Source organism: Thalassospiraceae bacterium LMO-SO8 (assembly GCA_031655335.1).
Lineage (GTDB): Bacteria > Pseudomonadota > Alphaproteobacteria > Rhodospirillales > Casp-alpha2 > UBA1479.
In genome coordinates this window covers 1,788,140-1,804,254 of record CP134226.1, presented here as the reverse complement: position 1 = coordinate 1,804,254, position 16,115 = coordinate 1,788,140, and the positions used below count along the sequence as shown (strand labels likewise).

14 protein-coding genes are annotated in these 16,115 nt (G+C 63.9%); 12 read left to right on the top strand and 2 right to left on the bottom strand.

The window, feature by feature from the left end; genetic code table 11:
• Positions 1–14: 14 nt before the first annotated feature.
• Entirely contained in the window at positions 15–716 is a 702-nt protein-coding gene (locus tag RJ527_08680; GenBank protein WND77805.1) for an alpha/beta hydrolase, read from the bottom strand.
• Between the two features lie 99 nt (positions 717–815).
• On the opposite strand from RJ527_08680, the gene RJ527_08675 reads away from it, so the two are divergent.
• The 7 genes from RJ527_08675 (at position 816) to RJ527_08645 (ending at position 9,662) form a co-directional block, all read left to right on the top strand.
• The gene (locus tag RJ527_08675; protein WND77804.1) at positions 816–2,087 is read left to right on the top strand and encodes a glycosyltransferase family 4 protein; all 1,272 of its coding nucleotides are present in this window, start codon (positions 816–818) and stop codon (positions 2,085–2,087) included.
• Complete coding sequence (locus RJ527_08670; protein WND77803.1) at positions 2,053–3,054, top strand: glycosyltransferase family 9 protein; 1,002 nt, start codon at positions 2,053–2,055, stop codon at positions 3,052–3,054. Before RJ527_08675 ends, RJ527_08670 begins: the two co-directional genes overlap by 35 nt.
• A gap of 79 nt (positions 3,055–3,133) precedes the next feature.
• Positions 3,134–5,062 carry a threonine--tRNA ligase gene (gene thrS, locus RJ527_08665; protein ID WND77802.1) on the top strand — a complete coding sequence of 643 codons (1,929 nt, stop codon included), beginning with the start codon at positions 3,134–3,136 and terminating at the stop codon, positions 5,060–5,062.
• A 123-nt stretch (positions 5,063–5,185) separates the two neighbouring features.
• On the top strand, positions 5,186–5,710 hold the full coding sequence (gene infC, locus RJ527_08660; protein WND77801.1) for a translation initiation factor IF-3: 525 nt from the start codon (positions 5,186–5,188) through the stop codon (positions 5,708–5,710).
• Between the two features lie 25 nt (positions 5,711–5,735).
• The gene (locus tag RJ527_08655; GenBank protein WND77800.1) at positions 5,736–6,215 is read left to right on the top strand and encodes a gamma-glutamylcyclotransferase family protein; all 480 of its coding nucleotides are present in this window, start codon (positions 5,736–5,738) and stop codon (positions 6,213–6,215) included.
• A 54-nt stretch (positions 6,216–6,269) separates the two neighbouring features.
• Positions 6,270–7,454, top strand: coding sequence for a hypothetical protein (locus RJ527_08650; GenBank protein ID WND77799.1), 1,185 nt, complete (start codon positions 6,270–6,272; stop codon positions 7,452–7,454).
• A gap of 993 nt (positions 7,455–8,447) precedes the next feature.
• The gene (locus tag RJ527_08645; protein ID WND77798.1) at positions 8,448–9,662 is read left to right on the top strand and encodes a hypothetical protein; all 1,215 of its coding nucleotides are present in this window, start codon (positions 8,448–8,450) and stop codon (positions 9,660–9,662) included.
• 575 nt (positions 9,663–10,237) lie between these two features.
• Here RJ527_08645 and scpA read toward each other — a convergent pair.
• Positions 10,238–12,367 carry a methylmalonyl-CoA mutase gene (gene scpA, locus RJ527_08640; protein WND78040.1) on the bottom strand — a complete coding sequence of 710 codons (2,130 nt, stop codon included), beginning with the start codon at positions 12,365–12,367 and terminating at the stop codon, positions 10,238–10,240.
• A gap of 363 nt (positions 12,368–12,730) precedes the next feature.
• Between scpA and RJ527_08635 the strand changes: the two genes are divergently transcribed.
• The 5 genes from RJ527_08635 (at position 12,731) to pip (ending at position 16,092) form a co-directional block, all read left to right on the top strand.
• Positions 12,731–13,111 carry a GcrA family cell cycle regulator gene (locus RJ527_08635; protein ID WND77797.1) on the top strand — a complete coding sequence of 127 codons (381 nt, stop codon included), beginning with the start codon at positions 12,731–12,733 and terminating at the stop codon, positions 13,109–13,111.
• 285 nt (positions 13,112–13,396) lie between these two features.
• Entirely contained in the window at positions 13,397–13,660 is a 264-nt protein-coding gene (locus RJ527_08630) for a hypothetical protein (GenBank protein WND77796.1), read from the top strand.
• A 21-nt stretch (positions 13,661–13,681) separates the two neighbouring features.
• A complete protein-coding gene (locus RJ527_08625) occupies positions 13,682–14,536 on the top strand; it encodes a DUF4743 domain-containing protein (protein WND77795.1) in 855 nt (284 codons plus the stop codon).
• Between the two features lie 37 nt (positions 14,537–14,573).
• The gene (locus tag RJ527_08620; protein WND77794.1) at positions 14,574–15,053 is read left to right on the top strand and encodes a YtoQ family protein; all 480 of its coding nucleotides are present in this window, start codon (positions 14,574–14,576) and stop codon (positions 15,051–15,053) included.
• Positions 15,054–15,117: 64 nt separating this feature from the next.
• Positions 15,118–16,092: a prolyl aminopeptidase gene (gene pip / locus RJ527_08615; GenBank protein WND77793.1), complete on the top strand. Its 975-nt coding sequence runs from the start codon at positions 15,118–15,120 to the stop codon at positions 16,090–16,092.
• Positions 16,093–16,115: the final 23 nt, after the last annotated feature.

The following is a 16,115-nucleotide window of genomic DNA, read 5'->3' as shown; positions in this document are numbered from 1 at the left end:
GAAGACCGAAAATTTCATCCCATTGCCGCCAACAATGCGTCCAGCGTCCGCGTCATGCGGTCCAGGTCGTGATCTTCCGACAGGCGGTGGCCACCGTTCTTTATCAATTGCACCTCGACATCGTCCGACGTGAGTTGCTCTTGAATCCGCAGGCTCGTCCGCCACGGCACGTCCGCGTCCAAAAGCCCGTGAATCAGGCGCACGGGGATGTCCAGATCGATCGGGTTGTCCAGTAGAAGGCGCTTCCAGCCGTCGTCGATCAGCGGCTTGCAGATGCGGTAGGGCGCCTGGTCATCATAACAATTGGGCAGCTCGACAAATCCGTCGCGATCCATCTGCGCCTTCTGGTCGTCGGTGAAGGCGTCCCACAGCAGATCGCGGGTGAAGTCGGGTGCCGCGGCGAGGCCCAGCAGGCCCCGGATTCGCGGTTTTCGCGCCAGGGCCGCCAAAAGCATGATCCAGCCGCCCATGGACGAGCCGACCAGGACCTGGTCTCCCGTGGTCAGTTTATCGAGCGCCGTGACCGCGTCGTCGGCCCATTGGCCGATGGAACCCTCCTCGAAAACCCCGGAAGACTGCCCGTGTCCGGTATAGTCAAAACGCAGGAAAGCCCGGCCGCTGGCGCGGCAATAGGCCTCCAACGCGAGGGCCTTGCCCCCCGTCATGTCGGATTTGAACCCGGTCAGGAAGACGACGCCGGGAGACTTGCCAGCCATTTGATGGTAGGCAATAGTCCTGCCGTCACCACATTCCAGGAATTGCGGCGGAGTGTCGGGTGCAACGTCTGGGCCTGAAGACATGATCGGTTTCCATCCATGAACAAGATGCCGGACCATACCACCGGCGGCGGCGAAAGCGAACGCGCCCAATCCGCCCAAGGAATGGCCGCCCAAGGAATGGCCGCCCAGGGAATGGCCGTCCAAGGCGTGACGGGCGAAGGCCGCCTGGCGACCGTGCTACAGGTCCTGCCGGCGATGGGTGCGGCCGGCGGGGTCGAGCGCGGCACCGTTGAAATCGCGGGTGCGGTGGTGCAGGCCGGCGGCCGTGCCCTGGTCGCATCGGCGGGCGGGCCGTTGGTCCACGATCTGGCCCGCGTCGGCGCGGAGCACGTCGATCTGCCGATGGATTCCAAGAACCCGGTCACCATGTGGCGCAACGTCGACCGCCTGGCCCAGGTCATCCGTGCTGAAAAGGTCGATATCGTCCATGCCCGGTCACGCGCCCCCGCGTGGAGTGCGCGGGCGGCGGCCAAGCGCACCGGAGCCCATTTCGTCACCACCTTCCACGGGACCTACGGGGCGGGCAACCATCTGAAGCGGGTCTACAATTCCATCATGACCCGGGGTGAGCGGGTGATCGCCATCAGCCAGTTCATCGCGGGGCACATCCGCCAACTGTACGGCGTGCCGTCCAACAAGATCCGCGTAATCCACCGGGGCGTCGATCTGGAGCGCTTCGACCCGGCCAAGGTTACGGCCCAGCGGGTCGTCAATCTGGCAACCGACTGGATGCTGCCTGACGGCATGCCGGTGATCATGCTGCCCGGGCGCCTGACCCGGTGGAAAGGCCAGCCGGTGGTCATCGACGCGCTCAGCAGGCTGAAACGCCGCGACATCCGCTGCCTGTTGGTCGGCGGCGATCAGGGACGCGAGGACTACCGCGCCGAACTGGAATCCATGATCGCCGACCGAAACCTGAACGAGGTCGTGCGCCTTGTCGATCATTGTGACGATATGCCGGCGGCCTACATGCTGACGGACGTGGTGATTTCCGCCTCGACCGACCCGGAAGCCTTCGGCCGCGTGATCGCCGAAGCCCAGGCCCTGGGCCGGCCGGTGATCGCGACGGACCACGGCGGCGCCAAGGAAACCGTGATCCCCGGCGAAACCGGCTGGCTGGTGCCGCCGGGCGACCCGGACGCCTTGGCCGCCGCCATCGAAAAGGTCCTCTCTCTCGACAGCGCCCAGCGCAGCACCCTCGCCGGCAAGGCCATCGCCAACGTGCGCGACAACTTCTCCAAAGCCACCATGTGCGCCAAGACGTTGGACGTCTATGACGAGGTTCTGGGCATCCGCCCGTCTGCCTGACGCCATGGCCGCGCCCCTTTCCTCTTCCGGCAATATCCTGGTCATCAAGCTGGGCGCGCTCGGCGATTTCGTTCAGGCGCTGGGCCCCATGCGGGCGATCCGCGACCATCATGCAGGCCAGCGCATCGACCTTTTGACCACCCCCCCCTTCGAAGACCTCGCCTCGGCCACCGGCCTGTTCGACCGCGTCATCGCCCAGCCGCGCATGAAATGGCATCAGTTGGGCGCCCTGTGCGCCCTGCGCCGCGGCCTGATCCAGGGTGGGTATACGCGGGTCTACGATTTGCAGACCTCGGACCGATCCTCGTTCTATTTCCGCCTGTTCCCGGCCAGGACCAGACCGGAATGGTCGGGCATTGCGCGCGGCTGTTCCCACCCCCACGCCAACCCGGAGCGCGACCGCATGCATACGGTCGAACGCCAGGCGGACCAGCTCGCCATGGCGGGCATCCCGTCGGTGCCCGCGCCCGACCTGTCCTTCGCCGAAACGGACCTGTCTCGCTTCGCCCTGCCCGACGCCTTCGCCCTGATCGTCCCCGGCGGCGCCGCCCATCGCCCGGCCAAGCGCTGGCCCGCCGACCGCTTTGCCGCCCTTGCCCGCCATCTATCAGGCCAGGGCATTACGCCCCTGCTGATCGGCGGGGCCGACGAACGGGCCCTGCACGACGCCATCCTGGCCGCCGCCCCCGGAGCCCGAAGCTTATGCGGTGAAACATCCTTGCTGGACCTAGCCGCCCTGGCCCGGCGGGCGGCACTTGCCGTCGGCAACGACACGGGCCCCATGCATGTGGCGGCCCTCGCCGGGGCGCCCACGGTGGTGCTCTATTCCCACGCCAGCGACCCGGCGCTGTGCGCCCAGCGGGGAGCCCAGGTGACGATCCTGCGCGAGGCGCGGCTTTCCGACCTGACCCTGGAAGACGTCCTCAAGGTCCTGCCGGCCCTCCCCCTTCCCGACCCCGCACCGTGACACACGCTTGACACGCCGGGGCCACGCCCTACATTCCCCCCCTTATCCGATCCCTTTTTCAAACGGCCTGAGCATCATCATGGTTGCCATTACCCTTCCGGACGGCAGCGTCCGCCAATTCGACGGCCCGGTCACGGGTCTTGAGGTCGCCGCCGACATCGGCCCCGGCCTGGCCAAGGCCGCGCTGGCCGTGCGCATCGACGGCGAGTTGAAGGATCTGGCGACGACCATCGAAACCGATGCCAACCTGGCCATCGTCACGGCGAAGGACGAAGACGCCCTCGACCTGTTGCGCCACGACTGCGCCCATGTGCTGGCCGAGGCCGTGCAGGAGCTGTATCCCGGAACGCAAGTGACCATCGGCCCGACCATCGAAAACGGCTTTTATTATGACTTCGCGCGGGACGAGCCGTTTTCCTCCGACGATCTGGAGAAGATGGAAGCCAAGATGCACGAGATCGTCGACCGCGATTCCCCCTTCGTCCGCGAAGTCTGGAGCCGCCACGACGCGATCCGTCATTTTTTGGAGATCGGCGAGAAGTACAAGGCGCAGATCATCGAGGACCTGCCCGAGGGTGAGGACATCGGCATCTACCGTCAGGGCGAGTGGCTGGACCTGTGCCGAGGGCCGCACCTGCCGTCGACGGGCCGGGTCGGCCATGCCTTCAAGCTGATGAAGCTGGCCGGCGCCTATTGGCGGGGCGACCACCGCAACGAGATGCTGCAGCGCGTGTACGGCACCTGCTGGTTCAACGAAAAAGACCTGAACGCCCACCTGCACATGCTGGAGGAAGCGGAAAAGCGCGACCACCGGCGCCTCGGCCGCGAGATGGACCTGTTCCACATCCAGGAAGAGGCCCCCGGCTCCGCCTTCTGGCACCCCAAGGGCTGGACGCTCTACCGCCTGTGCCAGAATTACATGCGCGCCCGCCTGGAAGACGCCGGCTATGTCGAGGTCAACACCCCGCAGCTGGTCGACCGCGCCCTGTGGGAGGCCTCGGGCCATTGGGAGAAGTTCCGCGAGAACATGTTCATCTCCGAGTCCGAGGACAAACTGCTGGCCATCAAGCCGATGAACTGCCCCTGCCACGTGCAGATCTTCAAACAGGGCATCACCAGCTACCGCGACCTGCCGCTGCGCATGGCCGAATTCGGATCGTGCCACCGCAACGAGCCGTCAGGAGCACTCCACGGCCTGATGCGCGTGCGCGCCTTCACCCAGGACGACGCCCATATCTTCTGCCGCCCCGACCAGATCGAGGCCGAGACCAAGATTTTCATCGACCTGCTGTCCTCCGTCTACAAGGACTTCGGCTTCGACGACTTCGTCATCAAGTTCTCCGACCGCCCGGACGTGCGCGCCGGGTCGGACGAGACCTGGGACCGCGCGGAAAAGGCCCTGTTGGACGCGACCAAGGCGGCCGGGCACGACCCCATCCTCAACCCGGGCGAGGGGGCGTTCTACGGGCCCAAGCTGGAATTCGTGCTGCGCGACGCCATCGGCCGCGACTGGCAATGCGGCACCCTGCAGGTCGATTTCGTGCTGCCGGAACGCCTGGACGCCCATTACATCGCCGAGGACGGCGCCAAACACCGCCCCGTGATGCTGCACCGGGCCATTCTGGGTTCGTTCGAACGCTTCATCGGCATCCTGATCGAGAACTATGCCGGGCGTTTCCCGCTCTGGCTGGCGCCCCATCAGATCACCGTGGCGACGATCACCAATGAATCCGATGCTTATGCCGCCCAGGTCGCCAAGGCCTGCCGGAAGGCGGGTTTACGCGTTGAAATTGATACCCGAAACGAAAAAATCAACTACAAGATCCGCGAACACAGCCACGCCAAGGTGCCGGTGATCATGGTTGTGGGCGCCAAGGAGGCCGAAGCCGGCACGGTCGCCATTCGCCGTCTGGGCGGCAAGGATCAAGAAATCCTTGCGCTGGAACTGGCGATAGATACATTAGTGGCCGAAGCGGCAGGACCGTTGGGCGCCGGGGCCGGCCGATAAGCCGCCCCCCTAAAAATCATAAACAACGACCAGCGTTCGCGTTCTGCCGGAACGGGGTGGTTTGACCGCAACCACCCGAATTGTTGAAACCGACTGAGGAGCAAGGCAATAGCACGCCGCCCCATGCAACAGACGCCGCCGTCCAAGGACGGCCCGCGGATTAACGAAGATATTGATGTCGCCCAAGTGCGGCTGGTTGACGCCGACGGTGAAATGGTCGGCGTGATTTCCACCAAGGAAGCCATCGAAATGGCAGGCGAGGTGGGCCTTGACCTGGTCGAGGTCTCGCCCAACGCCGATCCGCCCGTGTGCAAGATTCTGGACTACGGCAAGTTCAAGTACGAAGCCCAGAAGAAGGCCAACGAAGCCCGCAAGAAGCAAAAGGTCATCGAGGTCAAAGAGATCAAGATGCGCCCGGGCATCGACGAGCACGATTATCAGACCAAGATGAAGGCCGTGCGCAAGTTCCTGGACAACGGCGACAAGGTCAAGATGACCATCCGTTTCCGGGGCCGCGAAATGGCGCACCAGGACCTGGGTATGAAGGTGTTGGACCGCGTCCGCGTCGAAGTGGACGAACTGGCCAAGGTCGAACAGTTTCCCAAGACCGAAGGCCGCCTCATGACCATGGTGATCGCCCCCCGGTAATCTTCCCGAAGGAAGGGGCCGGCCCGTGCTGTCCTTCTTCTTCTACGGAACCCTGATGGATCCCGACCTGCGGGCCGCCGTTCTCGGCGGCCCCTGCGGATCGCTGCGTCCGGCCGTGCTCGCCGGCTACCGCCGCCGCATCGTCGCGGGACACGACTACCCCGCCGTCACGCCCGCTAGGGGCGCCGACGTTTCCGGCCTGCTGGCCGAGGGCGTCAGCCCGGCCATGGCGGCGCGGGCAAGCGCCTATGAAGGCGAACAGTACGATGCTTTTTCCCTAACCGTGACGGCCGAGGACGGCACGCTCCGCGACGCCTGGATATTCCTGCTCGTGGCGGACATCCGGCTAAGCGCCCGCGACTGGTCCCTCGACGCCTGGCGGAAGCGCCACAAGGCCCTCGCCCTCAAATCAGCCCCCGCCGACATGACGGCCATCCCGGCGGGGGCGCTGCGGCGGATTGAAACCGATTGGGCCGCCCGAATGCGGCGGTCACGCCGCGCCTGATCACGGTTCCCGCGCACATCCGTTTTCCAACCTCATCACACAGGAGACAAACCCATGGGTGGAACCACCGGTGGCCCTAAAGACCTGCCCAATTCCCCAACCCCGATCGAGACGCCCGCCGCGAACCTCGACGACATGGAGCCCGGTCTGCCCGGGCGCGGCGGCACAGACGGGTTCGGCGGCTTCGGACAGTCATTCCTGACCCAAGACATTGGCCACGGTCAGGCCAACCAGCCCGATGATGTGTTCCGCGCCTCCAATTTTCTCACCGAAAACGGCCTCCTGCCCGCCCCGACCAGGGATGCGGACGATGGCTTCCTGCGCGGGATCGAGAACGGCCAGAAACGGCTCAACGAGCTGGCCGGCGGCGGTCTGCAAATCGACGGCATCGCCAAGCCCTGGGGGCCGACGGAGGTTCTCAGCCAGCGCGCCGTCTCATCCGGCAAGATGAAGCCGCCGCGACCGAATAGCCTCCCCTCTGTCATGGTTGAGAAAATGAAAGCGCGGGACGCAAGTTCACCCAGCAAGGATACCCGTCGTTCAGGCGGCCCCGCCGGCCTGCTCGCCGATAAAGGAGAACCTCCCGTTCCATCCATCATCAGCGAAGGCGGAGCCGGTCAGCGCATCGAAACCGATCCAGCGAAAATTCGCCCCCAGGCGGAAGAAGAGATCGCGCGCATGAAGGCCAACCCGGGCAGGCGGTTTCCAATCAGATACGAAGAAGCCCGGATATGGGCGCTGAAGAACGACGCACCGGCACGATTCGACATTGCCGATAACTCGCATCAAACGGGGGACGCCCCCTTCCGCCGACAACATAGCAAAGGAGTTGAGACAGTAAGGAAGTATGATCCGATCATCAATCTCGAGGCACAACGCCAAGGCGTAGACCCAAATCTAATTCGTGCCATAATGTATGTTGAAAATGCCGATGGTTCACATTACGGGCTTGAATCTGTGTTGACTGCGATGGGTGCCGCCAAAACGTTGATGCCCATGAACATAAATCCGAAGACCTGGGAAGGCATGGATGGCAAATCCATCAATGACTTTAAGGATCCGGAGAAAAACATTGCCGCTGCCGTTGCGCTAATTCGGCGAATTCGTGACCGCATAGAAAATCCGACACCATCAAAGATCGGCAGCATCTGGAATTTCACGGGCCGGGAGAAAGTCAACTCCTTGGGCGCCAGAATCGGAAGGGCCTACAAGGAACGGCTGTGGGAAAAGAAGCAATAATTACACGACCACGGTGGGCCCGTGTCGCAGCAAGCCTGCTTGCAATCTACCTCCTTTGTTCCACTGTCCTCATATTCGTTTGGATTGGACTGGGGACCGTCGCCGCGATCGATCACAATAAAGATGCTGAATATTGCGATTATTCCGCCGCCCCTCCCGGTTACACAAATTTCATTAGCGGCCAGGACTGCAAGATCAGATGGGGTTACATCTTCGCCAAGCATGGGCTGGTAATCATAGCGGTCAGCCTGATCACGCAATCGCCGGCACTAGGGGCAATCTGGTGGCTTGGAAAGCGCTATCCGTCGAAAGAAGAAGAGGCCCCATGAGACGCAAGGCACCATTATGGGGTTACGTCATTCTAGGAAAAGTGGGCTTGTTCGGTTCAAGAATTGGCGGGGCGTGGAGCAAAGTGCCGCGGGGACGGAAATGAGCAGAACTCGGCCACTGTGGATCCAAGCAGCCACGGGCATTCTCGTGGTTTATTTGATCCTTTCCACTATCGCTATATGGGGATGGGCCGGGTTCGGCGCCTATGCCGGGATTTGGCACAATGGCGGCGCGGAGTATTGTGATTACAACGATGTCCCGCCCGGATACACGAACGTCATCAACGGGCAGGATTGCAGGATCAATTGGGGGTATGTGATCGGAACCCATGGCTACCTGATCATTGTCCTTAGCTTAATCTTACAATCGCCCGCCTTTGGCGCGGTTTGGTGGATCAGGCGCCGTTATCCGTTAGGAAGAGGAGCCCCGCCATGAAACGCACCGATGCGGCGGAACCCGGACGGCCCGGGCGGCATGAACTGACGCCTGCTCGCCGCCCTTGTCTTTCCGTTTGCGGTTGCCCTTCTTCTCCCTCGTATGGCGGATTTTACACTGGGCCGCTCAGCCAAGATCGCTGATCTCTGATTGGTTTTGTCTCGAGACGGGTCGCGTCGTGCGGCCAGCCCCCATCATATTTCAACCCCGTAACACAGGAGACGACCCATGGGTGGAACCACCGGTGGCCCCAAAGACCTGCCCAATTCCCCAACCCCGATCGAGACGCCCGCCGCGAACCTCGACGACATGGCGCCCGGCCTGCCCGGGCGCGGCGGCACGGACGGGTTCGGCGGCTTCGGGCAATCATTCCTGACCCAAGGCGTTGGCCACGGTCAGGCCAACCTGCCCGACGACGTATTCCAGGCCTCCGGCTTCCTCGCCGCGAACGGCCTCCTGCCCGCCCCCACGCGGGACGCGGACGACGGTTTCCTGCGCGGGATCGAGAACGGCCAGAAACGCCTCAACGATCTGGCCGGCGGCGGTCTGCAAATCGACGGTATCGCCAAACCCTGGGGACCGACGGAGATTCTCAGCCAACGGGCCGTGACCTCAGGGAAGATGGCCGCGACGTCCGTTTCAGCCGACCGGCCACCATCTGCGCACCAGGTACAGCCCGCCGCCGCCCTGCGGGAGCGGCAGGCCAAGGTGAATGCCTCTATCCTGCGCTCAGCCCGCGCACCTGACACCAAGCTGCCCCAACCGCCCTTCACCACCAGCAGCCTGCCGACCGGGGAGCCCCCAACCGCCGTCCCAGCAACGCCTCCGGCCGAGCCCAAGCGTTCTCTGGAGCAGAAATCTCTCGTCTCAGACAGAATAACGAATGCCACGCTCCCATCGATCGCGACGAAAAACCCGATTTTGACGGACCCGATCGAAAGAACAGACGCAATTCTGAATAATGCCTCCGCGCGGTTCGAGGTGAAAGAGAACCCGAACGCCGATGACAGCGATCCGTGGTACGCAGTACCCAGCGTCGGCAAGACGGCGGTCTTGAACTTCGAACCTCTCTTAATCGCCGAAGCGAGGAAGCAAGGTGTCGATCCCGATCTCGTCAAGGCGATCGTCTACGCCGAGAATGCTAGGGGGCACTATTTCGGAACCGCGAAAATGCTAGAGGGGTTTCAACTGGCCGGCACGATATTCCCGATGAATATTGATCCTGAAAAGTGGTCCGGCCTCGGAATTGACAAAAATTCAGCCTACGCTCCAGAATCGAACGTCAAAGCTGGCGTGACCTTGATAAAGCGCATTTTTGATAGAGTGCCAAATCCTTCTCCGGCAAAAATAGCCTCCGTGTGGAACTATGTTGGTCGAGAAAACGTCAATGATTTCGGCGCTTATGTCGCGCGTATTTATCGTGAGAAGCCGTGGACGAAGTAGATGAAGAACATCCCGATATGAAAACCCGCCGCGCCATGTACATTTTGGTTTCCGCGATCGCATGCTCGTTGGTTCTCGCGGCGTTTCCGGTCGTCCTGATTCTTGTACAGTCCGACGGCACGGAACCACGGGGCCTATGTGAGTTTGTTGCAGGCTCACAGGGTCTGCTGCCCCTGAACCCCAACGCGGGGGGCACGCATCCCTACTCATGCGATTTGAATTGGCTGCGGTCCGCCTTTTACGTCGTTCCCCTTGCGATGTTGCTGCTTTACCCGGTTTGGCGCCTTTCGGGATGGCTGTTGCGGCGTGACTAGCTGGCAGGCGCTTGCATCTCCAGGCGGAAGGCCTTAAGACGCCGACCCGTTGGTCACCACGAAGGAGCCCCGCCATGAAACGCAAGGCACCGGTGCGGCGGAACCCGGTGGCCCGGGCCGTGCGCACCCTGCGGCAGCAGAAGATCCAATCGGCCAAGGCCTACCGCCGCCGCGCCAAACATACGAAAGCCCGTCCCGACCAAGACAGTCAGGACGGGCTTTTCATTTTGCGTTTCAGGGGTCCGCTAAGGCCCCGCGGCATTACTCGGCGGCGAGCGGCCGGGCGCGGATGATTTCCATGATCTCGGCCGCGGCGGTCGGGATGTTGGTGCCCGGACCGTAGATCGCGGCGACCCCCTTGGCCTTCAGGAAATCGTAATCCTGGGCCGGGATGACGCCGCCGCAGACGACCAGGATATCCTCGGCGCCCTGGGCCTTCAGCTCGTCGATCAGGGCCGGCACCAGGGTCTTGTGCCCGGCGGCCTGGCTGGAAACGCCGATCACGTGCACGTCGTTTTCGATGGCCTGGCGGGCGGCCTCGTCCGGGGTCTGGAACAGGGGGCCGACGTCGACGTCGAAGCCGATGTCGGCGAAGGCCGTGGCGATCACCTTCGCACCCCGGTCATGGCCGTCCTGGCCCATCTTGACGACCAGCATGCGCGGGCGCCGTCCCTCAACTTCGGCGAAGGCGGCGACGTCCTTCCTGATCTTGTCGAACCCGGCGTCGCCTTCGTAGGCGGCGCCGTAAACGCCCGAGATGGAGCGGATCTGCGCCCGGTGGCGGGTATAGACTTTCTCCAGGGCGTCGGAAATCTCGCCCACGGTGGCGCGCTTGCGGGTCGCCTCGACGGCGAGTTCCAGAAGATTCCCCGCGCCGCTTTCGGCGGCCTGGGTGAGCGCGTCCAGCGCCGCCTGACAGGCGGCCCCGTCGCGGGTGTTGCGGATGGTGTTGAGGCGCTTGATCTGGCTTTCGCGCACGGCCGCGTTGTCGACGTCCAGGATGTCGAGGTAGTCCTCCTCCGCGCGGGCGTATTTGTTGACGCCGACCACCACTTCCTCGCCGCGGTCGACCCGTGCCTGCTTGCGCGCGGCCGCTTCCTCGATCACCCGCTTGGGCATGCCTTCTTCCACGGCCTTGGTCATACCGCCGAGGTCCTCGACCTGCGCGATCAACTCCCGCGCCGCCTGGGCCAGGGAAGCCGTGAGGCTTTCCACGTAGTAGCTGCCGGCCAAGGGGTCGATGACCTGCGGGATGCCCGTTTCCTCGGCCACGATGAGCTGCGTGTTGCGCGCGATGCGGGCGGAAAACGGGGTGGGGAGCGCGATGGCTTCGTCCAGCGCGTTGGTGTGCAGGCTCTGCGTGCCGCCAAGCACCGCCGCCATGCATTCGATGGTCGTGCGGATCACGTTGTTGTAGGGATCGCGCGCCGTGAGCGACACGCCCGACGTCTGGCAATGGGTGCGCAGCATGGAGGACCGGGGGTCCTTCGGTTCGAACTGGGCCATCAGTTCCGACCACAACAGGCGCGCGGCGCGCAGCTTGGCGACCTCCATGAAGAAGTTCATGCCGATGGCGAAGAAGAACGACAGGCGCGGCGCGAACTTGTCGACGTCCAGGCCCTTGGCCTTGGCCGCGCGCACGTATTCCAGACCGTCGGCGAGCGTGAAGGCCAGTTCCTGAACCGCCGTGGCCCCTGCTTCCTGCATGTGATAGCCGGAGATCGAGATCGAGTTGAAGCGCGGCATGTTGAGCGCCGTGTACTCGATGATGTCGGCGACGATGCGCATGGAGGGCGTCGGCGGATAGATGTAGGTGTTGCGCACCATGAACTCTTTCAGGATGTCGTTCTGGATGGTGCCCGACAGCTTGTCGGCCGGAACGCCCTGTTCCTCGGCGGCCACGATATAGCCCGCCAGCACGGGCAGCACGGCGCCGTTCATGGTCATGGAGACGGACATCTCGTCCAAGGGGATGCCGTCGAACAGGATCTTCATGTCCTCGACGGAATCAATCGCCACCCCGGCCTTGCCGACATCGCCGACCACGCGGGGATGGTCGGAATCGTATCCCCGATGGGTCGCCAGATCGAAGGCGACGGACAGGCCCTTCTGCCCGGCGGCCAGATTGTCGCGGTAGAACTTGTTGGAATCCTCGGCCGTGGAAAAGCCCGCGTACTGACGGATGGTCCAGGGCCGGTTGGCGTACATGGTGGCGCGCGGGCCGCGCAGATAGGGGGCGAAGCCGGGCAGGGAATCAATGTGCTCCAGCCCCTCCAGGTCCGCCGCCGTGTACAGCGGCTTCACCGCGATGCCTTCCGGCGTGTGCCAGATCAGGTCTTCGGGGGATTTGCCCTTCAGTTCCTTGGCGGCCTCGGCCGCCCATTCATCCATGCCGTTCTTGTCGACAGCCATTTTCCGTCACTCCTGATAGTCCCGCCAAAATCCCCCTTCGGCTCCCCCGGATTATACCGGCACCCCGGCCCGGCAAAGGGATTTTTTTGCATCTGCGGCCCGGAAATCCTCTCTAGTTTAGGATTTTATCAACAACACAACATGTATTGTGGATAACTATATGTGGTGGAGCTAGTTGACGGTCAGGCGAAATCTTGTAATTATTAACGCGTTCCAGCCTGATTTTCGGGCAAAAATGGGCATTTCAGGCCGATGCGGCCTGCAAATATCCGTTCGAGGGGCAAGAAATTTGGATTTCGGCCGCGATGCGACATCGGGCCGAAAAGCGGGAGGCAAGGGTACATGCAGACGACGTACGAATGGACGCCCCAGCGGGTCAACGCTCTGATCGCCCTGTGGGATGAAGGCCTTCCGACCAGCGAGATCGGCCGCCGCCTCGGCATCACCAAGAACGCGGTGATCGGCAAGGTCCATCGTCTCGGCCTGGCCAAGCGCGGATCGCCCATCAAGGAACGCCCCGACCGGCCCCAGGTCAACGAGAACCTGGTGACCATGGCCAAGCTGCGGCCCGGCATGTGCAGCTGGCCCGTGGGCGAGCCCAACGACCCGGATTTCCATTTCTGCGGCGAGGAATCGCTCGACGGCAAGCCCTACTGCCGCAGCCATTGCGCCAAGGCCTATATCCGGATTACCAAGGACGGGCGCAAGGTCGCCGCCGCCTGAGGCTCAGCACTCCGGCGGCCCCGAATTCAGGGCACCTTGAATTTTCGCGCCACAGGCCTATCATCAGGCCCATGACGACGGCATCGATCCTTCCGGCGACCGGAGACCTCCGGCGAATTATTGACCCGGCCTCGTAATCGAGGACCGGGCCTTCCTGATTCGCCGTGACCGGCATTCCCCTCGCCAAAGGATTTTCCGATGCAGACGCAAGACCGCGGGCACGCCCCGCATTCATCCGCCGTTTCCCCCACCCCTTCCACCCGGCCGCCACGCCGGCGCAAATCATTGCCGACGCAATGCTTTTCCGTGCAGGCCCTGGCCGATCCGGGCACCCTGCCCCGCGTGGTCGAGGTGTTCGCCAAGCGCGGCCTGGTGCCCGCCCGCATCCACGCCAGCCGCGCACAGAGCGGCCGGGAGGACCTGATCGTTGACATCCATCTGGACAACACGGACACCGAACAGGCCCGGCTCATCGCCCAGGAACTGCGCCGCCAGTTCTGTGTCGAGGCCGTGCTGGTCGCCGAAAAATCGAACGACGCCCATGAGTGACCGCCGGCACGGGGTCCCCGCATGAGCTATCTGGACCGCGTCCGCGCCCTGCACGCCTGGGACCCGGCGGCCTACCGGCCGTTCATGGCGGGCGGTCAGCAGGTCGGCCTGATCCATCGCGATTTCGTTCCCCATCTCGCCGATTTCGGCGCCGTGTTCCGGGTGACCGGGGACGCGGTCGCCATGGACCCCGATCCCGGCAGCCCGGCGGCGCGCACGACGGCCATGGCCGGGGTCCTGGGCGAACTCCGGTCCCGCGGCCTGATCCCCGGCTGGCGCGACGAGCCCTATGCCGTCTGCGCGCGCTGGGGCGCCGCCCCCCTGTTCCAGATGGAGCGCGCGGCGGTGCCGCTGTTCGGGGTCGAAGGCTACGGCGTGCACGTGAACGGATTCGTACGCGACGGCGATCAGTTGAAGATGTGGATCGGCAAGCGGTCCCTGACCAAGCCGACCGGACCCGGCAAGCTGGACCAGATCGTCGCCGGCGGCCTGCCCGCCGGGATCGGCGTGATGGACAACCTGATCAAGGAATGCGGCGAGGAAGCCGCCATTCCCGAAGCCATCGCCCGGCGCGCCCGGCCCGTGGGCGCCGTTTCCTACTGCACGGAACGGGCCGAGGGCCTGCGCCGCGACGTCCTGTTCAACTATGACCTGGAACTGCCGGCGGATTTCACGCCGCGCAACACGGACGGCGAAATCGAGGAATTCTACTTGTGGTCCATGGACCAGGTCATGGACACTGTGCGCGAGACGGATGACTTCAAATTCAACTGCGGGGTCGTCGTGATCGACTTTTTGATCCGCCGGGGGTTTATCGGACCCGACCATTCCGATTACCTTGATCTCCAGCGGGGCTTTCACACGGGCCGCCGCTGATCGCCCGATTTGCCAGGAAACGTAAGGAAACGTCCCAGTGACCAGCCAAACGAACAGCGACGACACACCCTGGACCGTCTACCTGTCCGGCGAAATCCACACCGACTGGCGCGACCGGATCGCCGCCGGTGCCGCCGAGGCGGGCCTGCCCATCGACTTCGTCGGCCCGGTGACCGACCACGCATCGAGCGACGATTGCGGCGTCGCCATCCTGGGCGACGAGCCCGACGGATTTTGGAAGGACCACAAGGGGGCCAAGGTCAACGCCATCCGCACCCGCACCCTGATGGAACGCGCCGACGTGGTTGTCGTACGCTTCGGCGACAAGTACAAACAATGGAACGCCGCCTTCGACGCCGGATACGCCGCCGCGCTTGGAACGCCGATGATCACGCTGCACGACCCGTCCCTGACCCATGCGTTGAAGGAAGTGAACGGGGCAGCCATGGCGACGGCGGAAACGCCCGATCAGGTGGTGCGCCTGTTGAAATACGCGATCACGGGCCAACTTAATTAAAGAGGGCCCGCGCCCGCCAACCGCCCCGAGGGGCAATTGGAAGAACCCGAACCGGCCAACGACATTGGATAAATCCAACTCCGCCCTGAACCGCCCGTCGCCGGACCTCTATCCCCGGATCGAACCTCATGCCCAGGGATATCTGGATGTGTCCGGCGGCCATCGCATTTATTGGGAACAGTCAGGCAATCCGACCGGCGTGCCGGTGATCTTCCTGCACGGCGGGCCGGGGGCCGGATCCAACCCGTCGCACCGCCGGTTCTTCGACCCCGACCACTACCGCATCGTCGTGTTCGACCAGCGCGGGGCCGGGCGCTCCACCCCGTTCGGCGAAACGCGGGATAACACGACCCAGGACCTGATCGACGACATGGAGGCCCTGCGCCGCCAACTCGGCATCGACAAATGGTTCGTGTTCGGCGGCTCCTGGGGGTCGACCCTGGCGCTGGCCTACGGCATCGCCCATCCGGACCGCTGCCGGGGCTTCGCGCTGCGCGGCATCTTCCTCGGCCGCCAGCCGGAGGTCGACTGGTTCCTCTACGGCATGAAACAGGTGTTTCCCGAAGCCTGGCGGCGGTTCTCCGGGTACCTTCCCGAAAACGAACGCGGCGACATCCTGGCTGGCTACCACAGGCGTCTGAATGACCCGGACCCGAACACCCACCGTCCGGCGGCCGAGGTCTGGAGCCAGTTCGAATCCGCCTGTTCCACCCTGCACCACGGCGACGGCGGCGGCGGCTCCGGGCGGGGGGCCCTGTCCCTGGCACGCCTCGAGGCCCACTACTTCGTCAACGACGTGTTCATGGCGGAAAATCATCTGCTCGCCAACATCGGACGCATCACCCACCTGCCCTGCGTCATCGTGCAGGGCCGCTACGACATGGTCTGCCCGATCGCCACGGCAGACGAACTGGCGCAGGCCTGGCCCGACGCCGATTACGTGATCGTGCCCGACGCCGGGCATTCGGCCATGGAGCCGGGCATCCGCTCCTCCCTGGTCAGGGCCATGGACGGCTTCCGGCGGCTCGGCGACGGCTGACCCCGCGCGTCATCCCGGCTTGA